This window comes from Caballeronia sp. INML3B (assembly GCF_023631305.1).
GTDB classification, from domain to species: Bacteria; Pseudomonadota; Gammaproteobacteria; order Burkholderiales; family Burkholderiaceae; genus Caballeronia; species Caballeronia turbans.
Window position 1 is genome coordinate 1 of record NZ_JALQDI010000050.1, and the last position, 22,758, is coordinate 22,758.

16 protein-coding genes and 1 pseudogene are annotated in these 22,758 nt (G+C 60.6%); 7 read left to right on the forward strand and 10 right to left on the reverse strand.

Going from position 1 to position 22,758, the window contains the following annotated elements; all coding sequences use genetic code 11:
- Positions 1 to 564: 564 nt before the first annotated feature.
- The 5 genes from NCS58_RS22445 to NCS58_RS22465 form a co-directional block, all read right to left on the reverse strand.
- The gene (locus tag NCS58_RS22445; RefSeq protein ID WP_250538883.1) at positions 565 to 2,343 is read right to left on the reverse strand and encodes a GGDEF domain-containing protein; all 1,779 of its coding nucleotides are present in this window, start codon (positions 2,341 to 2,343) and stop codon (positions 565 to 567) included.
- The gene (locus NCS58_RS22450) at positions 2,340 to 3,476 is read right to left on the reverse strand and encodes an extracellular solute-binding protein (protein WP_086961656.1); all 1,137 of its coding nucleotides are present in this window, start codon (positions 3,474 to 3,476) and stop codon (positions 2,340 to 2,342) included. The genes NCS58_RS22445 and NCS58_RS22450 overlap by 4 nt, the downstream gene beginning before the upstream one ends.
- Before the next feature lie 305 nt (positions 3,477 to 3,781).
- Positions 3,782 to 4,513, reverse strand: a complete 732-nt coding sequence (locus tag NCS58_RS22455; RefSeq protein ID WP_409219301.1) for an OmpW/AlkL family protein — start codon at positions 4,511 to 4,513, stop codon at positions 3,782 to 3,784.
- A gap of 127 nt (positions 4,514 to 4,640) precedes the next feature.
- The gene (locus NCS58_RS22460; protein ID WP_061121800.1) at positions 4,641 to 5,378 is read right to left on the reverse strand and encodes a TenA family transcriptional regulator; all 738 of its coding nucleotides are present in this window, start codon (positions 5,376 to 5,378) and stop codon (positions 4,641 to 4,643) included.
- A gap of 6 nt (positions 5,379 to 5,384) precedes the next feature.
- Positions 5,385 to 7,703, reverse strand: coding sequence for an EAL domain-containing protein (locus NCS58_RS22465; protein WP_061121801.1), 2,319 nt, complete (start codon positions 7,701 to 7,703; stop codon positions 5,385 to 5,387).
- A gap of 287 nt (positions 7,704 to 7,990) precedes the next feature.
- Between NCS58_RS22465 and NCS58_RS34375 the strand changes: the two genes are divergently transcribed.
- The 4 genes from NCS58_RS34375 to NCS58_RS22485 all read left to right on the forward strand — a co-directional run bounded on the left by NCS58_RS34375 (position 7,991) and on the right by NCS58_RS22485 (position 12,120).
- A complete protein-coding gene (locus NCS58_RS34375) occupies positions 7,991 to 8,329 on the forward strand; it encodes a reverse transcriptase domain-containing protein (RefSeq protein WP_250477656.1) in 339 nt (112 codons plus the stop codon).
- Between the two features lie 286 nt (positions 8,330 to 8,615).
- Positions 8,616 to 8,882 carry a hypothetical protein gene (locus NCS58_RS22475; RefSeq protein WP_143756454.1) on the forward strand — a complete coding sequence of 89 codons (267 nt, stop codon included), beginning with the start codon at positions 8,616 to 8,618 and terminating at the stop codon, positions 8,880 to 8,882.
- A gap of 304 nt (positions 8,883 to 9,186) precedes the next feature.
- Entirely contained in the window at positions 9,187 to 10,404 is a 1,218-nt protein-coding gene (locus NCS58_RS22480; RefSeq protein WP_284502353.1) for an MFS transporter, read from the forward strand.
- 162 nt (positions 10,405 to 10,566) lie between these two features.
- On the forward strand, positions 10,567 to 12,120 hold the full coding sequence (locus NCS58_RS22485; protein ID WP_061121804.1) for a methyl-accepting chemotaxis protein: 1,554 nt from the start codon (positions 10,567 to 10,569) through the stop codon (positions 12,118 to 12,120).
- Between the two features lie 441 nt (positions 12,121 to 12,561).
- Here NCS58_RS22485 and NCS58_RS22490 read toward each other — a convergent pair whose 3' ends face one another.
- From NCS58_RS22490 to NCS58_RS22510, 5 genes and pseudogenes are all read right to left on the reverse strand, one after another.
- On the reverse strand, positions 12,562 to 14,004 hold the full coding sequence (locus NCS58_RS22490; RefSeq protein ID WP_061121805.1) for an MFS transporter: 1,443 nt from the start codon (positions 14,002 to 14,004) through the stop codon (positions 12,562 to 12,564).
- 52 nt (positions 14,005 to 14,056) lie between these two features.
- Complete coding sequence (locus NCS58_RS22495) at positions 14,057 to 16,018, reverse strand: aconitase family protein (protein ID WP_061121806.1); 1,962 nt, start codon at positions 16,016 to 16,018, stop codon at positions 14,057 to 14,059.
- 93 nt (positions 16,019 to 16,111) lie between these two features.
- Positions 16,112 to 17,005, reverse strand: a complete 894-nt coding sequence (locus NCS58_RS22500) for a LysR family transcriptional regulator (RefSeq protein WP_061121807.1) — start codon at positions 17,003 to 17,005, stop codon at positions 16,112 to 16,114.
- Positions 17,006 to 17,118: 113 nt separating this feature from the next.
- The gene (locus NCS58_RS22505; RefSeq protein WP_250477658.1) at positions 17,119 to 18,342 is read right to left on the reverse strand and encodes a glutamine amidotransferase-related protein; all 1,224 of its coding nucleotides are present in this window, start codon (positions 18,340 to 18,342) and stop codon (positions 17,119 to 17,121) included.
- 781 nt (positions 18,343 to 19,123) lie between these two features.
- A pseudogene (locus NCS58_RS22510) lies at positions 19,124 to 19,264 on the reverse strand (aldehyde dehydrogenase family protein); the annotation flags it as partial.
- A 350-nt stretch (positions 19,265 to 19,614) separates the two neighbouring features.
- On the opposite strand from NCS58_RS22510, the gene NCS58_RS22515 reads away from it, so the two are divergent.
- The 3 genes from NCS58_RS22515 (at position 19,615) to NCS58_RS22525 (ending at position 22,333) form a co-directional block, all read left to right on the forward strand.
- Positions 19,615 to 19,935 (forward strand): hypothetical protein, encoded by a 321-nt coding sequence (locus tag NCS58_RS22515; protein WP_143756455.1) that lies wholly within the window; start codon positions 19,615 to 19,617, stop codon positions 19,933 to 19,935.
- Positions 19,910 to 21,295: a UbiD family decarboxylase gene (locus NCS58_RS22520; protein WP_250538884.1), complete on the forward strand. Its 1,386-nt coding sequence runs from the start codon at positions 19,910 to 19,912 to the stop codon at positions 21,293 to 21,295. The genes NCS58_RS22515 and NCS58_RS22520 overlap by 26 nt, the downstream gene beginning before the upstream one ends.
- 885 nt (positions 21,296 to 22,180) lie before the next feature.
- Positions 22,181 to 22,333, forward strand: a complete 153-nt coding sequence (locus NCS58_RS22525; protein WP_250477660.1) for a hypothetical protein — start codon at positions 22,181 to 22,183, stop codon at positions 22,331 to 22,333.
- Positions 22,334 to 22,758: the final 425 nt, after the last annotated feature.

The following is a 22,758-nucleotide window of genomic DNA, read 5'->3' on the forward strand; positions in this document are numbered from 1 at the left end:
CTCTGGCAGCGATGCTAACCCGCGTCTGATTCCGCGCGCCAGGCCAGCCCCTGCCTCGCGGAGTCATACTGACTAATGGATCGGGCGATCGGCCAAAATCGTCTAGATGTAGCGCGGCGTTCGCTATGTTGCCACTGATCGCAGGCGCTTTTATCGCCATGACCGTGCGCTGTCGACTCCGTGCGAGTCTGCGCGTCCATCAGGGAAGGGGAATGCGTGACTTCTTCGAGACTTGCCTACACCGCAGGGGCAGCACGTGCGGTGTGATCTATTTACACAGGGAGGTTCAGTGACCGCCAATTGAACTCCCGCTGACCACGGTCGATCCCGGACGAACGCCGATGAGACCGTTTTACCGGCGCGAAGTCGGGCCGAGGCGCGAACGTTCGAACGCAGTTGCGGGTCCCGCTGCGGACCTGCGCAAGGCTCTTCGGTGAGTAGCCGCGGGGGCCCCCCAAGCACGCACATTAGGCCCCCCCCGGAAGTCATCGCGTACACGTTTCGGTCTTCAATTCGCGCCCGGATGTTCACGCGGGCGTTTCCACAGCGTCGAACTGCCGAGAACTAGGTCTCGTTGGTAAGCGTGTTCACATATGCGGTCTTGACATGCTGCTCCCCGGACAAGTCACCATAGCGTTGCCAGAATCCGCGCCCTTTCGACTTCGCGACATACATCGCGGTGTCTGCATTGAGAAGTAGATCGCGCGCGGAGATGCCGTCTTGTGGAAACTCGCTGATACCGACACTTGCGCCCACGACCACCTTTCTCCCGCTCACGGGAAGGTCGCTATCGAGTGCTAGCACAATGTCCGCAGCGAGATCCGCCGCCGAATCGGAGGAATACGCGCCTTCCACCAAAACGACGAATTCGTCGCCGCCCAGTCTCGCCACCGTATGTCCCTTCGAAAGCACTTGTTGCAGACGGCCCGCCACGGCCACGAGCACGGTGTCGCCGAATGAATGACCGAACTGGTCGTTGATCTGCTTGAAGCGGTCCAGATCGACGAACAGCACGGCGAGCCTCTCGCCGTTTGCGGTCGCGTCATGCACTGCCGTGTCGAGCTTTTGCATGAACAGCATGCGGTTGGGCAGGCCCGTGAGCACGTCGTGATTGGCCAGATGCGCGAGTTGATGCTGCTTGTCGTGAAGCGCATCCACCTGGGATTTGATTTCGCGCCGCATGTGGTCGAAACAGCGCGCGAGCATGCCGATCTCATCGGTGCGTTTGAGCGGCAATGCTTCGGTCGCGTTGTCGGCAAAGAAATGCGTGGCCGCATGGGTGAGTATCTGCAGCGGCCTCGTCAGCGCGCGCGCAAACAGGATGGCGAGCAGGAGCGCTGCCAAGCTCGAAAATAGGATCATTCGCACGATCTGATCGCCGAGCAAATTGGCGCCGGACAGCACGTCCGAGAGCGGCTTGCCGAGCCCGAGCACGATGAAGCGATTGCCCGCCGACGCGCCGAACGGCCGCCTCACGAATGCGAGCACCTCGTCGTGCGCCTGCTCTGGGTTGGCGAGTCCGTTGATCAGCACGCTGTTTGCCGTGCGCTCGAAGAGCGGCTTTGTCGCGGCGAAGCTGTCCTGCATGAACACGCGGCGCCCTTTGTCGAAGCCGAACGACTGCGAAGAATCGGGATGAACGAGGAAGTCGCCCCATTCGTTGGCGAGATACACCTCATAGTCGGCGGGCAAGTCGGTCCGCAGCAGTTTGAGCAGGACCGCGAGATCCACGTCGAGCACCACCACGCCTACGACGACGCCTGCGGGCGTGGCGATGGGCGCGGCGAGGCGCAGGATGGGCCTGCCTTCGGCGTAGTGCGCGCCGTGTTCGCGATTGATGGTGATCGGGCCGATATAGACGCGTCCGGGCGCCAATGCCAAGGTGTCGAAGACGTACGCGAACTGGCCTTTTTCCTGCAGGTTGCCTTCCCGGACCTCGACGATGCCGTGTCCGTCGCGATCGAATCGTATTCTTTCCAGCCCGAAACGATCGCGCGCAATGAGCCGTGCCTGAAGATACCCAGGATGATGGAGCATGAAGCTCGAGAAGACCTGTGCAAGCCGCGCCCGGTCCTCCTTCGTTTTCAGGTCGTTCGCCGATTGTGCGATGAGCGCCGAGGACGGCATGGTGGCGAGCACGAGCACGTCGGCAGCCATGTCGTCGATGGAAACCGAGAAGCGCTGGCCAAGCAGCTCCGTCGCAGTGAGAAGATTGCGCCCCGCCTCGCCGGCCAGCATTGTGCGATTGGCGCGATACGCGTAGTAGCCGGTCGAGCCCGACGCCAGCACGCCAATCAAAGCAAGCAGCAACGACAACTTCACCATCAGTCCTGGCCGCATCATCGAAAGCGCTCCGGCCGGTCGCCCGACACGATCCGGCTCCAGAGCGACTCGCGCTCCTCGATGTTTTCCACGGGCTGGATCCAGATGAGATGAGCGCTGTCGCTGCTGTGTTCAGGTGGAAGGATCAACGTGTTCGCCAGGCCCTGTCGCTGGGTGAGCAGGGCGCTCACGTCGGGTTCGAGCATGTAGTTGATCCAGGCTAGCGCGAGCGGCCGGTTCGTGGCCGATTGGGTCATGGCCCAGCAATCGAGCCAGGCGAGCGCACCCTCTTCGGGAATGACATAACCCACATCCGCACCGGCCTTGCGCAGCAAGGCGAGTTGCTGGGTACCGTAATTGCCGAACATGAGCGCGGCCTTGTGCTGGATGAAGTACGCCGTGGCTTCCTCGGGCACGGTGTAATAGGTGAGCAGGTTACGGCGCAAGTCGACCAGTTTTCGCGCGATCTCTCGCATCTGTCCGTCGGTGAGCTGGAACGGATGCGGGTAGCCGAGTGCCAGCGCCGCGAACGAAAAGTTGTGTTGCGCGCTGTTAAAGTCGAGCACCTTGCCCTGATAGCGTGGGTTCCAGAGCTCCTTCATGGAGCGAGGCGCAATGGGAATCTGCTTGCGATCGTAGATCAGTCCCATCGACGAATACGTGAACGGGATCGCGTAGATCTTGCCGTTCGCGGTGAGTCCGTCGATCGACGAGACCGCGCGAAACCGCGGCAATTGACGTTGCGTGTTGGGAAGCTCTCCCAGATTGAGCGGAGAGAGCAGATTCTCCAACGTATAGCGGTGTATCTCCGCGGTGTTGGCAGCCAGCACGTCGAACGGCGGCTTGCCGCCTGTGTGCATCTTGTCCGACAAAGCTTCGTCCGAGTCTACGAAGGTCACTTGGACGCGCGCGTTGAAGCGACTTTCGAACTTCTTCACGACGTCGTTGTCGGCATAACCCGGCCACGCGAGCACCCGCAGCACGTTTTCTTGGGCGAAGGTCGGCAGGCCACACAACGTCAGCGTGAAGAAAGTGAGCGCGGCAACGGGGGGGCGCGAAGAAAAACTGACGCGCCGAAATATGCGCTTCGCAATCTCGCATCCCCAAGAGAGCAGGATGCGTCTCCGATTGGGCGGTGAGGAACCAAGGCTCATTTGGTAGACCTTCGAACTGTGACCTGATGCGTCGTTCTAAAGCATCAAGCCCGGCTGGATTCGACAAGGCTGAATGCAACGGCATCCGATATCCTGAAACGGCTCCATTGCGTTAACGGTTTCGTGCAGGCGATCTTTAGCCGCGCCGGCTCGTCCGGACGTTTGCACCGCTCATTTACCGACTGTTGCCCAACCGATGCTGAGTTTCCGAGGGGCCTCTACGAGTCACTCCCGCCCGCACCACTTTGTACCGGAGTATTCGCCCCTACATTGCTGACATAGCCCATAGGCCTGCATTGGAAGACTCAGAACGTGTAGCCGACCGATAAAAACGTCACGATCGGATCCAATTTCAGCTTGGATTCGCTCTTGACTTGCCCCACGGCAGAATTCGTCGTGAGTGTTGCGCGTGCGGACAGCCACATGTACGACACGGAGAATGCCGCCGACCAGTGTTTGGTGAAGTTGTACGAAAGTCCAGCGTTCACAACAGGTGCGAACGAGTTGCTGATATGCACGCTCGTGGGCCCCGTCAATGCCGTGCCTGTCTGTGGCGAATAGAGGAACGCACCGTTGGCCATTTGCTGGCTCAGCTTTACGTCCGAGAACCACACATACGAGGCGCCCGCGCCGACATAAGGGCGGAACTTGCTCTGCGCGCTGAGGAAATAGTATTTGAGCAGTAGCGTCGGGCTCCACTCGCGGGCCGTACCCAGTTCGCCCAGCGGCCCGAGCGTGCCTTCGCCGTTGAGATGAAACTTCGGCGGTACGCCCGTCACCGCTTCGACCGCGATGTGGTCGGTGACGAAATACTGAAGGGTCAGTCCGAATGTATCTGCATCGCTTACTGACGCGCTTGCTCCTTGTTTCGTCACCGTCTGACCGAGCGCGGTGACGTTGAAGGGGCCACTCGAATCCTGCGGTGCGAAGTGCATCCAGCCGGCACTGACCTGGATATCGCCCGCCGACTGCGCGTTCGCGCACGTCACGCCCGCCATGCTCATTGTTGCGAGGGCCGCGCATGTAATGTGTTTCAGCATCATTTCTTCTCTTCTCGTTTCAGATTTCAATCGGTAACAGGCGAGCGCGTTCACATCGCCTCAGCCACCAGGCCCGAGGCGAAGTACGCACAAAAGAAAGCAAGTGAACCGGTAGTCTCTAAACCTACAGACAGCAGTCGAGGCTTACCTTGAAATACTCGTAGCTCATTTCGATGCTGCGCTTCACCGCGTGTACCTCGTCAACGCCGGGCGCGTTGCCGAGCAGTGTCGCGACGATCTCGAGCGCTTCCCACGGATGTGCGTCGTCATAGTGCGCGTGCAGACTGAGCCAGCGCATGGCCTTGCGGCGCATCGAGGTGGGGAAGCTGTTCGCGTAGGTGTCACTGCTGCAAACAAGCGTCGACCATTCGCCCGTGACGCCCTCGATTGCGAAGTTGGTTGCGGCGATGCTCGCGGCAAGCGGGTCCCCGCTGCTGCTCTTCCAGCACCAGTGCGAAAGTGCGTAGGCGAGGGAAGGGCCGCCGCCTTTCATCAATGCGCGCTTATTGACGTCGTGCGCGGCTGCCCAGTCGACCCAGTAGTCCGCGTGGTTTTGCTCGACGCGGATGTTGCGGGTCAAATAGCGCCGCGCCAGATCCTCGCCGCGAGAATGCCCGTAGCGCAGCTTCTGAAGATTCATCGCCATGTACTGCGGAAATTGCTCGACAACCGGCCAGCCGTTGACGAGAAATGCTTCGGCCTGCCGCGACGTCAGCCTTGCTTCGCGCATCGCGGCAAAGATGGGATGGCCGATGATGGTCTGCTTGGTCTGATTTGTTTCGGTCAGCACGTCGCCCAACCAGGCTGGGTAGCTGGCGATGTCCTTCAAGTCGCCAACCCGCTGAAAAGTGGGATCCAACATCTCCTCCTACGTCATTGCAAGAAATTCAACGTTCTGCGCCCAAAGAGCCGGTCGGCCCACATGGAACCCCTGAACGAAATCCACGCCCATCGTGCTTAATGCGCGCAGGATCGCTTCGTTCTCGACGTATTCCGCGATGGTCAGACGCCCCATCGAATGGCCGATGTCGTTGATCGCTGCCACCATGTCCTTGCTAACGGCATCTTTGAGCATGTCCTTGATGAATCCGCCGTCGATCTTGATGTAATCGACCGGCAGGTGCTTCAGATAGCCAAACGAAGACATGCCCGCGCCGAAGTCATCGAGCGAAAACTTGCAGCCGCGCTTCTTCAACGTGCGGATAAAACGCGCGGCGGCTGCGAGATTGGCGATCGCGGTGGTTTCGGTCACTTCGAAGCAGATGGACTCAGGGGCGATGGGGCTGAGTTCGAACTGTTCGGTCAGGAATTGGAGAAAGCGCTCGTCGCCGATCGAGGCACCCGACAGATTGATCGCGTATTGCACGCCCTCGGGATTGCCTATCCTGGCGAGCGTCGTGAACACGGCGCGCACAACCCAGCGGTCGATCGCGGACATTAGTCCGTACCGCTCGGCAGCGGGTAGAAAGGAGAAGGGCGATACGATCTTACCGCCGTCACCGACCATGCGCAGCAGCACCTCTACGTGACGCGGATGCTGCGCGGACTCGTCGATGCCGTCCGCCCGCTGAACCGCGCGGATCTCCTGTGCGTAGAGGCAGAAGCGATTGTTCGCCAACGCGTCCTTGATGCGACCGCACCATGACATGGCGCTCGCATGACGAGTGAGTTCCTTGTCGCCGCGCACGGCCAGATGCACGCGATCGCGCCCGCGCTCCTTGGCGAGATAGCAGGCGATATCGCCGAAGCGCATCGCCGTTTCCATGTCGAGCCCCCGCAAATCGACCAAGCCGATGCTCACGCTCGTCGACAACGTGTGTGTTTCGCACGACCACTGGAACGCGGCGACCTCCTGTCGTAGGCGCTCGGCAATGCCCGTCGCAGTTTGCTCGTCACAATCGGCCATGAGCGCGGCGAACTCATCGCCGCCCAGGCGCGCGACCGAATCCTCCTCGCGAAGACACTGCCTGAAGAGTGCCGCCACCTCGCGCAGCATCGTGTCGCCGGCCGCATGGCCGTACGTGTCATTTACCACCTTGAACTGGTCGAGGTCGAGCACCATCAGCATGCAGGGACGCTGTGTGCTTTTGACGTCCGATTGCGCATCGAGCGAGGCGGACAGACGTCGCTCGAACTCGGTACGATTGAGCAAGCCCGTCAAGCCATCGTGCGACGCCTGCCACGACAGATTCGAGACGTATTCGCGCTCACGGGTCATGTTCCGCAACAGCAGCACGGCACCCGTGATCGTGTCGGACGTATCGTGCACGACGGACGTGATCGCTTGCACAACGGTCTCTGTGCCTTCTCGGTTAGTCAGCACGAGATCGGTACTCGGGTCCCATGGCTCGGTGCCGCGCAGTGCCTGTTCGATCGGGTCAACGGGCCGCCGGTCCCATTCCCGTGCGATGGAGACAAGCGCAGTCAACTCGTGCTTCACGCAACTGCCTGCTTCACGACAGAAGAGGCGCTCTGCGGCGGGGTTAATGAACTCAACGAGGCCCGATGGCCCGACGGAGACGACGGCCTCGCCGATCGAGCCCAGCGTGGCTTTCGCGCGCGCCTCGCTTCGCCTCAACGCGTGCTCCGAGGCGAGTCGCGCGGTAATGAAGCGGCGTGCGTACCACACGGACAGTGAGACCAGGAGCGCCGCGACCACGACGTTGATGGCGAACAGTAACAATGCTGTTTTTCGGAATGCGGAGCCGAGCACGTCGGCGAATGCCCGCGAAATGGGTGCAATCGCCGAATTGATGTTCCAGATTTCGCCCGTCAAAAGCTCCACTTCGACCTGGCCGGACGCGCCAGTGAGCTTGGCGAGGCGCAGTTTTTGGGCGGTCGAGACGAGCTGATCAACGAGCGCATCGCCGCGTGTCCAATATGTCACCGCGTGTTCGAAGTAGCTGACGCGGCGGAAGGTCCGAAAGACCCAGATGACTGAGCTAACGTCAGCCGCGTCGACGCCGCTTTCGAGCAGTGCCATTCGAGCCGAGCCGAGATCGGGATAGGCACCTTCGAGCGCGAGTCGGGCACGCTTCAGATTAAGCGGGTAGGCGATCGCGCTTTCATACTGACGAAAGGAAGCTTCATCGCCGGTCTGCGCATAGCGGATGAGATATAAAACTGCGTCCTTCTGGCCTTTCGACCACGTGCTCTCACCACCGATATACGCGCGAACGGACGACATAATCGAGAGGCTCGTAGCGACAAGAGCCAGCAGCGAGGCAACGACTGCCAAAAAAGGCCACGTAGTCTTCAACAACTGTCGATTGGTCTTCGATGACGCTGGCATACCGAGCCTTGTTATCGGTTTCTCTGTGCATAGCGAAGAAAATACAGTCCCGCCGCAAAGACCGTCGAATTGTTTCGAACGATCGTGTTTTGCGGTGAGATGCTGTCGCTTCGATCTATAACGGCACGAGGAATATGAACTTGAGGCCCTATTCGAAAACCCTCGAGGGTCGAATAGTACTCGTGGTAGCCGCCATCAAAGCGTTTGATAATAAGAAAGAGTGGCAACCGTTGTTTTTATCGCATGAGGCAACCGAGTCGCGACAGAATGCGCTCGCGGCATTGCGGAGTAAGGTCGAGCGGAAGGACTCGTTTCCACACTTACCCCTGTACTTTCTCAAGCAAGACATCATGGAAGACATGACGCGTTGGACGCCGACTTCCGGCATTCCACAAGGGGCGGTTGTCAGCCCCCTGTTGGCAAATCCGTATCTGCACGAGCTTGACGTGGAAATGCGCCAGGCAGGGCTGGTCATGGTGCGTTACGCGGATGACGCCGTGGTGTTATCAGCCGGTGCCTGATAGCCCCAATTTACGACGACGAACTGAGATGTGGGTATCGCGCCGAGCTATTCATCGGAGAGGATTCCGATGAGCCGCAACGCGTTGTGCTGTTCGGACGGCTTACGGGCGCATGAAGACGCTCTTTCCGCGCGTGACACGACGGCTCGCGCAGCGCGCCGGCACGCCAATCGATTCTGTTGCCTAGAGGGCCAGCTCTCGCGACACAGTCGACATGGCAAGCCCAGCCGCCGCCCGTGGCACGCCCATTGCGCATTAATGAGGCCAAAAAGGAAGGAGAATGGTCATGAGCAGCGATCGTCTGGAAGGACCGGGCAGCACCGATAAGCCGCTCGGCGATGCCGGCAGCGGAGCCAGCGGTGGTGGCTCGCTGGGCAACCAGCCAGGACCGGGCGCCGCCACAGGCGGTGATCCCGCCCAAGGAGTGCGTCAACCAACTTCCGGCGAGGCCGAACAGTCTCCTGCACAACACCGGTCGAAACAGGAAGTCTCACCTGAGTCGGGCAACAGTACCGAGTCGCCCCGCAGAGACGCCGCGCTCAAAAGAAAGTGACGATGACCGATCGCTTCGTCATGTTGGCATTGAAAAGGCTCGCGAACGGCTGCTTCCTTGTTAGGAGCGATCCATCGACATGACGAAGCCAGCGCGGCATCGTCTATTTCGATTCCGCCGGCGGCATCATCGTACGATGCACTGCTGCGTAGCCCAGCGGCGCTCGCCGTTTGGCGATCACGACAACGCGTAACAGAACCTCTCGGACCAACGCGACAGGCGCGGCCGCTGCCTGACCGCTTCCAATCAAAACGCTTGAGATGAACATTCTCCATCAGCGAAGGAATGTGGTGTAACGCAATCGATGCACCCGACAAGCGTGATACGCACCAAAGGTTTCTTACCACTCTGGACGGCCGGAGCGGTCTCAACGTCGATGATGTGGCTGGAAATGCTTGCAGCGGCGCTGTTCACCTTCAAGGCGACCAATTCGGCAGTAGAAGTCGCGCTGGTCTCCGCGTGTCGAAGTCTCCCGCTGCTTTTGAGCGGCGCGGTCATGGGCGTCGTCGCCGATGCGATGGATCGCAAGAGAATAGTGCTGCTCGGATTGTTGCTGGCGAGCGCTTCGTCGGCGACAGTAGGAATCTTGTCTTTCCTCGGGGTTCTGTCGACATGGCACCTTTGCGCTGCCGCGCTCGTGAGCGGTGTCGTCTATGCCACCGAGATGCCTGCGCGTCGGCGCATGATCGCAGAGACAGCAGGTTCGGCGATGGCCTCTCGCGCGGTCGCTATCGACAGCATGACCAACTTCGCGACGCGATGCATTGGGCCTCTGCTTGGAGGCCTGATATACGGAGCACTCGGCGTCGCGACATCCTATTTTCTCTCCGCGACGGCGTCGCTTTGCGCCGCGGCGTGCATCTTTCGACTTTCGACCGTGCATGCGCCATCCGGGCGCCTCTCCCTGACGCGGTTCCGCGAGGACCTCAGGGAAGCGTGGCAATACGCGCTCGACAGTAAAACGATCATGGCGCTCTTGATCGTGACGACAATCACGAACTTATGCGGCTATAGCTATAACGTTCTACTGACACCGCTCGGAAGGGACACGTTCGACTTGTCGGCCACGATGATCGGCGTGCTTTCGTCGGCGGAGCCTGCGGGATCTTTTGTCGCGGGCGCGATCATCGGAGGCACTCGCCTGCGAGGGCGTTCCTTTGTCTGGTTGATAGCCGGATCGAGTGTGTTTTTCCTGGCTATTGCGATCGCTGGGTTCGCAAGTTCTTTCCGATGCTCGCTGGCTTCATTGCTCGTCATTCTCTTCATCGGCGGCTTTGGTAGCGCCGCCTACAACATACACCAGACGACTATCGTGATCGAGTCCGTGCCCGGCGTCATGCGCAGTCGTGTGTTCGGTCTGGTCACTGTCGGTATCGGATGCTGGCCGCTCGGAACGCTGCTAGCGGGCCTCTTTGCGACAATACTTGGACCGACGGGAGCCTTGATCGCGCTGGGCGTCACAGGTATCGCCGGCAACAGTGTCCTGACACTTCACGCGGTGAAGGAGAGGTCGCATCGGTAGAAGGGCGAAGGGTCGCTTGTGAGCCAACGCGTCCGCGGAAGGCATGCCGAAAAGCCGCGAAAGTACCATAAAGTAAAGCGAAGGCAGTCCGTAAACAGCATGAAAGCAACGGCTTTCCCATTGGGGAAACCCTTTCGCATCTGTCTACGGAGAATCACAACCATGAAGGTAGTCACCAAACTGGGCCTGGGCTTCGGCATCGTGCTGTCGATGTTGTTCGCGGTGCTCGCCTTCGGTCTCGTCAGCATGTCGCAAATCCAGGCCCGCTTCGATGAAGTCGTCGAAGTCAACAATGCGGAAGCGAAGCTCGCACACGCGCTGAGCCTGTCGGTGAGCGACCGGATGATCGCGCTGCGCAACATCGCGCTCCTGACAGATACCGCCGCAGTCGAGACGGAGAAAGCACGCATCCGCACGCAGGCGCAAGGCTATGCGCAGGCCTACGACGCACTCGGCACGCGCTTCAGGGAAAGCGACCACACCTCTGCAAGCGAGCGCGCCGTTTTCGACAAGCTGCGCGCGAACGAAGCGGCCGCAGCGCCGATCATCGAAAAGGCGATCTCGCTTGCCGAAGCGCGCGAGCAACAGGCCGCGATTCGTGTGCTGATCGACGAGTTGCGACCCGTGCAGCGCGACTGGATGAGCACCACGAAGGACATGATCGCGCTGCAGGATGAACAGAACGATGTCGCCAACCGCGACGCCGACGCCGCCTACGCCCGCGCCAAGGCGATCATGCTCGCGCTCGGCGCGGCAGCCGTGCTCACCGGCATCGTGGCCGCGCTCGTCATCACGCGCGGTCTCACGCGCGCGCTCGGCGGCGAACCGGGCGAAGCGATGGCACTCGCCGCGCGCATCGCGCAAGGCAATCTGCGCGATGGGATCGCCGTCGACGGCCGCAGCCCCGACAGCCTGATGGTCTCGCTCGAAACGATGCGCGCGCGTCTGAACACGATCGTTCTCGGCATTCAGTCATCGAGCGTGGCGATCGCCGAAGCGGCCAGCGAGATCGCGCAAGGCACCGTCGATCTGTCGAAGCGCACGGAGTCGCAGGCCGCATCGCTCGAGGAAACGGCGGCGAGCATGGAAGAACTCGCGAGCACCGTCGCGAAGAATGCCGACAACGCCGCCGAGGGCACGCACGCCGCGACGAAAGCTTGCGGCGACGCGACTCAGGGCGGCGACACGGTCAATAATGTGGTCGCGACCATGCGGAGCATCGCGCAGGCTTCGTCGCACATGGCCGACATCATCGGCGTGATCGAAGGCATCGCGTTTCAGACCAATATCCTCGCGCTCAATGCGGCAGTCGAGGCCGCGCGCGCGGGCGATCAGGGCCGCGGCTTCGCGGTCGTCGCCGGCGAAGTGCGCGCACTCGCGCAACGCAGCGCCGTGGCCGCCAAGGAGATCAAGACGCTCATCGACGATTCGAACGCGCGCGTGTCGAACGGCTCGGCGCTCGTCGAGCATGCGGGCGGCACGATCGAAGGGCTGGTCGCGTCCGTGAGTCGTGTGACGGCCATCATGAGCGAGGTGGCGGCGGCATCCGGCGAGCAGCGCATGGGCATCGATCAGGTGAACGTAGCCGTCGCGCAGATGGATGAGGTCACGCAGCAGAACGCGGCGCTTGTCGAACAGGCGTCAGCCGCCGCGCAATCGCTCGCCGAGCAGGCCGAAACGTTGCGTCAGGCGGTCGCGGTGTTTCAAGTCGAGTGAGCCGCGCGGTCCGAGTCGATCCTCGCCAAGCGCGAAGTTCTTGCTGATGCGTCGCGGCCGGCTACGCTGCGGCGCATAGGCAAACCCGAATGCACGGAGATTTGGGTTAATGATTCGGGCGTCAGTCAGCCACGCGTTCGATCGTGGCCTTGAACGCGTGGGCCTTTGCGAGAGCATCCAGACCCGAAACGAGCTTTCCCGGATTGACCAGCGACTTCGAGCGAGCGGTGGAGCTTGTGGTCGATGCGTTGAAGGCCGGTTATCAGCGTAAGGGGCAGTGACTGGCAACCGGTGCGACGGGCGAGCGCCGCCCGCCAAGGATGCCGGGCGCATCCATGGTCTAGCTTTACGCATGCCATATGGACGTCGAATCCAGTGTGACCTTCGGCGAGCTGCAGTTGCCAATTCACGCCTGCGGCGCCTGACGCACGCGAGACGCACTCAGTGCGAGATGCTTTCGAGCGATCTTCCGAGCGTGCGCGGCCCCATCAATCCGATGGACAGCATCACGAGCAGCATCGCGCCCGCGATGAAGCCGAACACGCCGGTCACGCCCGCTTCCTTGAGCACGAACGCGATCACGAACGAACTGAACACCGCCGATAGCCTGCTCCACGAATACACGAAGCCGACGGCGCGGGCGCGGATTGTCGTCGGATAGAGCTCCTGCTGATACGTGTGATAGGTAAAGGAGATGATATTTCCCGCGAGGGTGAGCAACACGCCGAGCGTGACGATCATCACCGCCGCTGATGCCTGACTGAACAGCAGGCCCGCGACGATGTTCACGCCCGCCATGAACACGATCACATGCTTGCGCTCGAAGCGATCGGCGATCCAGTATCCGAGCAAGGGTCCGATAGGCGCGGCGAGCCCGATCACAGTCGTATAGAGCAGGCTCGATGTAACCGTCACGCCCTGCCTGACGAGCAAGGTCGGTACCCAGTTCGCGAATCCGTAGAAGCCGACCGTCTGGAAGATATGAAAGACGATCAGCATCAGCGTGCGCTTGCGATATGGCGGCTTCCACATGTCCGCGAAGCCTGCCTTCCTCGCGATCGGGTCGGACGGGCCCGGCTCGGGCAAGGGCTTTCCGAACTGGAGCGAGACGTTGTCTTCGAGGCGGCGCAGGACTTTATCGGCTTCGTCGATTCTTCCCTTGCTTGCAAGCCAGCGGGGGCTTTCCGGAAGATTGCGCCGGAAATACCACACGAAGAGCGCGCTCACGCCTCCGGCCAATGCGACCCAGCGCCACCCGTCGAGGCCGAACGGCTCGTGCGGCACGAGCAGATACGAAAGAAACGCGACGACCGGCACGGCTGAAAAGCCGACCGCCTGGCACACCGCGAACGCCCTGCCGCGCAGATGCTTCGGCGCAAGCTCGGACAGGTAAGTCCCGATGGTCACGAGTTCCACGCCGATGCCCAGCCCCGACACGAAGCGCCAGAAATTGAGCCAGAGCGCCGTGTCCTGAAACGCCATCACGGTGTTCGCGGCGACGTACCAGAGCAGCGAATACGTGAAGATCGCGCGACGTCCATAGCGGTCCGCTAGAAAGCCGCAAGCGATCGTGCCGATGAAAAGCCCGCAGAACAACGCCGCTATGAAGCTCGCAACGCCCGTCGTGCCGAAGAGGCCCGCGGTAGTCGCGCTCAGGATGCCGCTCTTCACGAGACCCGGCGCGATATAGCCGGTGAAGAGCAGATCGTAGAGCTCGAAAAAGAAGCCGAGGCTCAAGAGAAAGACGAGCTTCCACACCGCGCGCGTCGCGGGAAGCCGGTCGATGCGCGCCGAGATGCCCGCTGTGTCCGCGATTGCGGGCGCATCCGATAGCGCGTGCCCGGCGGCGTCGTGCAGACCCGAGGTGCCCTGCATGATGGCCATTGTCGTCTCCTGTATGTATTTTGATGCCGCATCGTTGGCGGCTCGATCGTGCTCACTTCGTGAAGCGCTGCTGCAACTCCGCGAACGATGCGATGCGGCCCAGAAGCGCGCTCGCCGCGACCGTCGGCGGGCTTGCGAGCCACACCTTCCCCGGCCCGGACCGGCCCGGAAAATTTCGATTGATCGCGCTGATGGTGACTTGCGTTGCCTGTGTCGATGAACCCGGCCCGCAGTTCGCGCACGCGCCGCACGAGGGCTGAAGCAGAATCGCGCCGACGCGCTCGAACGCATCGACGTAGCCTTGCGCGACGCAATAGTCGCGCACGTCCTGCGTGCCGAACTGCAAATAGAGCTTCACATTATCGGGCACACGCAGGCCGCGCTTTGCCGCCCACGCGAGCACGTCGTGATAGTGATCGAAGTCCTCGCGCTTGCCCGCCGTGCATGAACCGCCGTAAGCGATATCGACGCATGGCCGGTCATCGAGTGCGGCAAGCGCGACGCCGTTGCCCGGATCGCCCGGTGCGGCGAGCATCGGCGAGAGACGCGCGCAATCGATCGCGATGACATCGGCGTAGCGGGCGCGTTCATCGCTCTTCATCCACGGCTCGACCGTGAAATCGATGCCGCGACGTTCCTTCAGGAAGCGCACGGTTTCATCGTCGGGTGCGACGATGCCGGTGAAGCCGCCGAGTTCGGCGGTCATGTTGGTGAGCGTCGTGCGCTCGTCCGTGGACAGGCTCGCGATGGCCATGCCCGCGAATTCGAACACCTTGCCGACACCCGCGCCCGCGCGGATGCGCGCATCGGCAAGCAGGTGAAGCACGATGTCCTTCGCCGTCACGCCCGGGGGAATCGGGCCATGCAGTTCGATACGCAACGATTGCGGCACGGTCATGCGCACCGCGCCGGTGACGAACGCGTTCGCCATGTCCGTCGTGCCGACGCCGAACGCGACGCAGCCCAGCGCGCCGCTATGCGGCGTATGCGAATCCGTTCCGACGACGACCTGTCCAGGCAACGCGTACCGCTCGGCCATCATGGCGTGCGAGATGCCTTCCGAGCCTTCGTCGATAGCGCTGTTCGCTTCGTTCAGATAGCCGTGATTGCGCACATCGTAATCGAGCGCGAAAGCGCGATGTGCCTCGGACAATTCGCGCACGTTCGGCAGCAGGCCGTTACGCACATGCAGGTCGCTGCGATGCGAATACGAAAGATGATCCTCGAACGCGAGCATGCTTTGCGAGTCGTGCAGCGTGAGCGGGCGTCCGAACGTCGCGTGCAGCATGTGCGCGGCCATGCCGGTGTAGTACTCGTGGATGAAACGCCAGTCGGCGCGCACGAAAATGCCGTTGCCCGGTTCCAGCGACGCGCTCGTCACATCGGTCGTCAAGGCATGGCGCGCGAGAATCTTTTCGACGAGCGTGCGCGGCGTATCGTCGTTCGATGGTTCGCCGACGCTCACTCGTTGCATGCGCAGCTTTCCATAGCGCAGCAAGCCGCCGCTCTTCAGGATCGCCGCCGCCAACGGATCGCGATCCGCGACGAGTTCGTCGATATCGATCGCCTCGCCGCGCCGGATGCGCTCGATCAATCCGAAGTCCGAAGACGTGAAAAGCCCGAGATTGTCCGCGTTCTGCCGATAGATTCGCTCGAAGCTGCGCGCAATCACGAGGCGAATCCCTGCGTGATATTCGGCGAGCGGGCTATGCTCGCGCGATGAACCCTTGCCGTAACGCGTGCCCGCCACGGTGACCTGAAATCCGCCCGAACGCACGTCATCGATGCCAATCGGGTTGCGTCCACCCGCATGAAAGCCAACATACGGACATTGGCCGAGACGCTCGTCGAAACGCGTGAGCACATTGATCGGCGTGATTTCGTCGGTGGATACGTCGTCGCGCAGCGCGCCTGCTTCGTCGAGCGTCAGGTCTTCGCCCGCGAGTTGCCGTTCGACCCTCGCCGGGTCTGCGCAAAGAAACAAGATTCGCCCGCTTGGATCAAGATTGGCCATCGCATTCTCCTCCGATGCCAATCTAGCCGCACGCGCGCGCCTGCACCAAGTGCTCGTTCGGCACAGGGGGCGTCGCGAGACGCGACGTCCGTATTAACCCTCGAATTCGACGAGCGTATCGATGAGCGCCTGCACAGCTTTCAGGCGCGAAGACTTTCGCGGCGCATGCACCTGTAGCCGGCGGCCGCGTCCCCAGCTCTCGCGCAGCGGAACACGCACAAAGTTGCGCGAGCCCGCGAACGCAGAGGCCGCGCTCGTCGGCACGATGCCGATGCCGAGTCCCGCCTCGACCATACGGCATTGCGCGTCGAAGCTGTTGACGGTGACGGTCACGTTGAGCGGCACGCGTGCGGCATCGGCGTGCTCCTTCAACGTCTGATCGAGCGATCCGCCCGCCTGCAACGCGACGAGCGGAAAGCGCGTCACTTCGAGGAAGCTCAAGGCCTCTGCCTGCGCGAGCTCGTGACCGGGCGGCAGGACGACCATCAGCGGGTCCTCGGCGAAGTGCCACGAGTCGAGGCCGGCATGCACCTTTGTGCTCGCCGATATGCCCACGTCCGCGCGATCGTCGAGACAGGCGCGAATCACTTCATCGCTGATTTGTTCCGTCAACGCGATCTCGACGAGCGGATAGCGCGTCTTGAACAGCGTCAGGCGTTCGGGTAAAAAGCCCACGATCGCCGAGGCATTCGCATAGAGACGCACGACGCCCGCGATCTGGCCGCTCATCGACCGCACTTCGCGCGCCATGCCTTCGAGCTGGCCGTGAATGGAGCGCGCGCTCGCATAGGCATGCTGCCCCGCCTCGGTCAGTTGCACGCCCGAAGGCGAGCGAATCAAGAGCGCGACCCCGATGGCCGCTTCCAGATCCGCGATGCGCCTGCTCAACGCCGAGGGCGCAATGTGACTGCGGTTCGCGGCGCGTGCGATCGATCCTTCTTCGACGACCGAGATGAAGAGCTCGAGACTGTAGGGATCGATGCGCATGCGTGTGACAAAAGATGGCTAGTGGCGAAGTATGTCACGGGCCACACAAGAGCGAATTACTGCGTGGCATCGGGCGGGGATGTCGATGCCGCGTTGTTCGCGTCGGCGATCAGCTAAGTTTGAGCTTTTGGGTAACCGCCCGCTTGCGAAGCGGGCGCATACGCTTTTGAACGGCGCGCCGCCGCTTTTAGAAACCCGATCAGCAACGGATGCGGCGCGCCATCACGCGACGAAAGTTCGGGATACCCTTGCATGCCCGCAAAGAACGGATGCTTATCGGCCTCGATGGCAACGGCGATCGAGCCGCTCTCGTCGTGCGCGCTGACGGTCACGCCGAGCGACGCGAGCGGCGCTTCGAGCACCGGATTGAGCCTGTAGCGATGGTTGCAGAGAATGCTCGCCTGCGCGCCGAGCATGGCCGCGATACGCGATCCCGGCACGAGGCTTATTGGCCGCAAGCCTGAGCGATGCAACAACGCGCTATCCTCGCCGACAGGAATCGGCTCGAAGCTGGCGACGCGCGCATCGGCCTGCGCCTCCTTCATGCCGATCTCATCGCTCTTCAACGCGAGCCGCGCGATGGCCGTCGCCATTGACTGCATGCCGAGACACAAACCCACAACCGGAATCGACGCCAGCCAGCCGAAACGCGCGGCCTCGATCTGTCCCGCCACGCGCGCCATGTCCGCGCCGCCCGGCAATAGAATGCCGTGTGCATCGGCTAGCAAAGTTTCTGTGTTGTCGCGGTCGATGTCCTGCGCCGCGATGAAGCGCACGTCGAGATCGAAGCCGAGCGCATCGGCGGCGTCACCGAGGGCGGCGAGCGTCGCGGGGTATTGCTGATGCTGGTCGCACTCCCGGCCTATCAGCGCAATCGTCATGGACGGCCCGCTCGCGCGCGATGCGGCGTCTTCCGTGGATCGCCATCTTCCATAGCGATCCCGATGCGCTTGCAATACCACGCCCGAACCATCTTCGACGAGCTGTGCGCTATCGGCTTCATGAACGACGCGCAACATCTCCACGTCTTCGGTGCATTGCGTAGGAAACGCGTCGAACGATTGCACGAGCAGCACGATATCGCGCGTGCGCGCCAACGCAAAAATCTCATGGCATGGTTCGGCAGTGTCGGGCAGGCCCGTGCGCGTGCGCCAGATCAGACCGCTCGCGACTAACCGCCCATCTGCTGTGACGTGCCGATGCGCATCGGGAAACCGCTGTTCGTCGAAATGCACGCCCTCGCAGCGGAGTTCGGCATTCAAAGTCCGGGCGAACAGCGCGGGAAGGGCGCCGAATTGCGCCGGCTCGGGGGTAGCGTCTTCCATGAGATAGAGCATGGAAGGCCATCCGATAAAAAGAAAAACCCGCGACACGGCACACGTGTCGCGGGCATGGCGTCTGGTGCTTCGGCGCTTCGGACCGCGGCGACAGCGGGTGTGAACGCCGCACACGCGGTCTCGATGCGCCGGCACGCGTCGCGCAGCGTGGGCATCGGACCAGCATACGCGATCCGCACATGGTTCTCCACGCCGAACGCGCTGCCGTGCACCACGCCGACATGCGCCGCTTCCAGCAGATTAGTCGGCGAAGTCGAGATCGGTAGCGATGACATCGCCAGAAGGCGCAGTAGCACCTATCGCGCCCGAGCAGTCCACGAAGGCGTATGACGCGCCAACGGGTGCATCGCAACGCAGGCCGGCATGACCCTGCGTGTCTTCGGTCCGATGGCAGCGCGCAGATCGTCAGAGCAGGCCCGGTCACCGACGAAGTAACTGTGCTGCGCGTGTTGATGAACAAAGCAGTCGATCTATAATTTTACATAAACCTAAGCTAACCATTGTTCTGTAGTGGTCCTAGCTTAAATTACATATCAATCTTTCTGGAGTTGCTCCCAGTCTTGCGCACGCATCTCGCGCCTTAGCCGACGCTCATCGGCCATCGGCGGCGCGGCTCCAGCGTACGGCTTCGCTGTCGTTGCAATGGGTTGCGGTCGAACTTCCGCTCCTCGGCACGGCGAACGAGTCATGACGACCCACTACGGACGGTCGGGATGGGCGCCATCCAAACGACCGGTTCCAGAGTACAACAGTCATTTCTTTCCTGTCTGGGAGGACCGGCTAGCCCACCCTCGCAACCGTTCTTGAGCGTCGCGTAGTCGTCGAGGTCATAACGCGAGCCTTCCCGCCCGTAGCCTGACTCTTTGACCCCGCCAAACGGCGCGGCCTCGCTCGATACAACACCCTCGTTCGCGCCCACGATCCTTCTGGTCTCCTGGCCTGTGGGATCCGGGATGCATGACTGACCGTTTTTGGGGGCAGGCGCGCCGCGTAATGCCTTTCGCATGCCGTGTTGACTCGGTGGTCTGGACTTGCCGAGGTGGCTGCCGAGTTCGCCTCGGACAAGACAGATACCGGATCTCTAGTGAGCGATCCGCAATCAGACCTTGCGCAAATCGTCTTTTATGCTGATGTGCCGCCTTGCCTGGGTGAGCAGATAGTCGGCCCCTTGAATACTGAAGACACGCCGTCTATGGTTCAAAGGCTATCGGGGTGAGCGCCGGCGCGCTGCGTGGATAAAGACCTCTGGACTCAACCAAGGATCGAACACTCATGGACGGATTGACCGAAAAGATTGCAGCCATCGTCGAAGAGGCGAACCAGGATGGAGCCTTTCGCCAGCAGTTACTGGACGAACCCCTGGCGTGTCTAAAAGCAAGGGGCTTGGATATATCCGATTCTTCTCTTCTGGCGATTTCATATACGGCCGGTTATGGCGTTTTCCTGGGCATTGATATACGCGCGCTCTCGGATGCACCCAGCCAGCCAAAAGAGCCAAGAGGAAAAGACATCAATTCAGATCATTTCCTGGATTGCCTGAATGTCAACTCACGCAATGGAATTCAGAATGAGCAAAATAAACAATCTTCGTGACTGGCTGGAATTCCTTGACCGCACCAAGCGTTTGATCTGCCTCGAAGACAATATCGCGCTCGAATATGATGTTCTTCGATATATCGAGCATTTCGAAGGGAAGCAGGCCTGCTTTTTTTCGCGACCCGGAGGACATGAGGTACCGATTGCCGGAGGATTGCTTGGGCAGCGGCAATGGGTGGCTGAGTTGCTCGAGCTTCCCATCGATCAGATCCTGCCCGCCTTTCAGAGGGCATTGAAAGCCCCATTGGAGTGGAATGTGGTCGAGCAGGATTCGGCTGCTGTCCACGAAGTAACGCACGACAAGGATATCGATTTAAAAAGGATCCTGCCCATCATTACCTGCCACGAACGCGATGGTGGCCCTTACATCACCAGCGGCCTCGTGCATGGACTGAATCTGGAAACAGGCAAGCAAAACCTCTCGATAAACCGTCTTCAAGTGCAAGGGCCTGACAGGCTGAGCATCCTGATGCTCCCGCGCGATCTGTTCGCTTATTATCAGGCCGCGGAAAAGCTGGATAAGGAATTGCCGGTTACCGTTACCATCGGCCACGATCCGGTGGTCGAATTGGCTTCGCAGGCCATTGCGCCGCGCGACGTGTGCGAACTGACCATTGCAGGCGCACTCAAGCAGCGTCCGATCGATGTCGTAAAATCATACACCAACGATGTCCATATTCCTGCGGACGCCGAGATAGCGATCGAGGGGTTCATCATTCCACATAAACGCGTATTGGAAGGCCCATTTGGAGAATTTCCAAAATACTACACCGGTCAGGACCTGCTTCCCTACATCAGGATTACCTGCATCACCCACCGCCGCAATCCGATTTATCGCGTCAACAATCCCTCCGGGATCGAGAACGTCATTATCGGCGGAATCCCCCGGGAGTCGTCCATTCTGGAGCGAATGCAGCTCAATTTTCCTAATGTGCTGGATGTTCGCCTCACGTCGGGAGGGCTCGGACGTTTTCATTTGATCGTGAAAATAATAAAGAAGCAGTATGGCGAAGCAAAAAACGTTATCGCCTGTGCATTTGGCTGCCATTACGACATCAAAATGGTGACTGTCGTCGATGAAGACATCGATATCAACGACAGCGAGCAAATCGAATGGGCAATCGCAACCCGTTTTCAGGCTTCTCGCGATCTGGTCATCATCCAGCACGGTCTGGGTTCTAAGCTCGATCCTTCGGGAGACAAGCGCGGATTGAATGACAAGATGGGCCTGGACGCGACCAAATATCTGGGCGATGACGAACGATTTTATGTGTCTCGCATCCCGCCTAGCTTGGGCAACGTCTATGACCGACTAGCGAAGGACAGTCAATCACTCGCCAGCTATTTGAGGTCGTAATGTGTACACGATGGGCGAGTTCGCCGGCACTTACATCCCTCCTTTGCGGTCGAGGAGCGCCCGTCGCCTGGCCGTGCGCTGGGCCGCCGCGCTTTTGCTGGTGTGGCGTGCCTGTACGGCGCGAACCGTGTCGGCTGTATGTATTCGGCCAAGCGGTTGCCGAGCGCGGGCCTCGGCGTACAGTACGTCCTGAAACCTGCTCACGGCATCTTTGCCAATATGGAGTTCGCATTCGGAAAGGACGACAAGGCCGCCCTCTTCAAGATGGGATACGCATCCTAAGCCGATCTCGGTCTTCGGCCAGCTTCAATCGTCCCTGCTTCGCCGCTCAGCCGCAATTGCTTCGTTACCCCAGATCATCTATCAATCACTGATTTCAGGCTGTGGCCAGATGACCGGACGTGGACTTGGACAGTCAGTCACGGAAACGCCGAGAGCGTCCTTTGCTGGCCGTGTGGTGAAACCGACTTCATCCGTAATTATGAATTTTCGACCGGAAGCACGAACCATAGCCGGATAAAACAATTTACGAATATATATGACGACTGGGTGATTGATCGGATCGTCTTCCATACCCGTCGCCTGGACAACGCGATATTCGCGTTACACTTATAGATTGATCTGTTACTGCCGTCGCTTTCGATATTAGCAAGAACCGATACAAGTGGGATGTTCGGATTGATACTCGGATTTCTTGCAGCGAGACTGTTCTTCCGCAGCCGTTGATCGATAGGCTTTTCGAGTTCTGTCGGCGGGCTGGGCTTCGATATGCAGCAATTGACTTAAGAGAATTGGCCGATGGGGACCATTGTTGCTTTGAAGTGAATCCTGCGGGACAATTCCTCTATCTCGATCTGATCGCGGGGTACGCAAATCTGCAAGCTCATGGCCGAAGCGCTTCAGGGGGAAACGCCGACAGAATATCCAATCCCGTTCGTCCCGGAGCATCTGAAGGATAGGGAGGCCGCCAAACGCGTGGTGCTGGAACAAACTGTTCCGCTGAACAGTGTGGGCGATTTAGTAACCCATCTGTTTTGATTGCATGAGAGTTCGCGGGCACTGCTGGAAATTGGATAGCGGTCTGCGCCCTCAACCTCGCCGCGAGGCAGCCGTTTTTGCGAGCGCGCCTTGTTAGACGCGGCAGCAAGGCACACGTTGCTCCGCCTTAGCGAACAGTTTGTCTGCCTGGATAAGTTTATGTCAGCATCTGCGGCGCGTCGCTGCTTCGCTGGCCGAGGTGCGTGGCCGGGACTATCCAGTTGACGCTACCTGATAGTGAGACCGCGCAACTGCCCGATCCTATGCGTTTCAAGGTCGAATGAAATGGCCGATATCAGGGAGGGACCAGCCGTCTCGGTGTCTCGGTACGATCGCATACGAATGTCCCTCCATGGCCGAAAGTGTGCATTGCCGCTGACGCTTAACGGACTTACCGTGGTCGGACAGGCAAGTTTCGCCGGTCC

Excerpts from the sequence above, each read along its gene's own strand:
- NCS58_RS22525 (WP_250477660.1), top strand. The coding sequence starts at position 22,181 with ATGGCCGAAGCGCTTCAGGGGGAAACGCCGACAGAATATCCAATCCCG.
- NCS58_RS22475 (WP_143756454.1), top strand. The coding sequence starts at position 8,616 with ATGAGCAGCGATCGTCTGGAAGGACCGGGCAGCACCGATAAGCCGCTC.
- NCS58_RS22490 (WP_061121805.1), bottom strand. The coding sequence starts at position 14,004 with ATGGCCATCATGCAGGGCACCTCGGGTCTGCACGACGCCGCCGGGCAC.
- NCS58_RS22500 (WP_061121807.1), bottom strand. The coding sequence starts at position 17,005 with ATGCGCATCGATCCCTACAGTCTCGAGCTCTTCATCTCGGTCGTCGAA.
- NCS58_RS22480 (WP_284502353.1), top strand. The coding sequence starts at position 9,187 with ATGCACCCGACAAGCGTGATACGCACCAAAGGTTTCTTACCACTCTGG.
- NCS58_RS22465 (WP_061121801.1), bottom strand. The coding sequence starts at position 7,703 with ATGTCGTCCGTTCGCGCGTATATCGGTGGTGAGAGCACGTGGTCGAAA.
- NCS58_RS22450 (WP_086961656.1), bottom strand. The coding sequence starts at position 3,476 with ATGAGCCTTGGTTCCTCACCGCCCAATCGGAGACGCATCCTGCTCTCT.
- NCS58_RS22515 (WP_143756455.1), top strand. The coding sequence starts at position 19,615 with ATGGACGGATTGACCGAAAAGATTGCAGCCATCGTCGAAGAGGCGAAC.
- NCS58_RS22505 (WP_250477658.1), bottom strand. The coding sequence starts at position 18,342 with ATGCTCTATCTCATGGAAGACGCTACCCCCGAGCCGGCGCAATTCGGC.
- NCS58_RS22445 (WP_250538883.1), bottom strand. The coding sequence starts at position 2,343 with ATGATGCGGCCAGGACTGATGGTGAAGTTGTCGTTGCTGCTTGCTTTG.
- NCS58_RS22495 (WP_061121806.1), bottom strand. The coding sequence starts at position 16,018 with ATGGCCAATCTTGATCCAAGCGGGCGAATCTTGTTTCTTTGCGCAGAC.
- NCS58_RS22485 (WP_061121804.1), top strand. The coding sequence starts at position 10,567 with ATGAAGGTAGTCACCAAACTGGGCCTGGGCTTCGGCATCGTGCTGTCG.
- NCS58_RS22520 (WP_250538884.1), top strand. The coding sequence starts at position 19,910 with ATGAGCAAAATAAACAATCTTCGTGACTGGCTGGAATTCCTTGACCGC.
- NCS58_RS22460 (WP_061121800.1), bottom strand. The coding sequence starts at position 5,378 with ATGTTGGATCCCACTTTTCAGCGGGTTGGCGACTTGAAGGACATCGCC.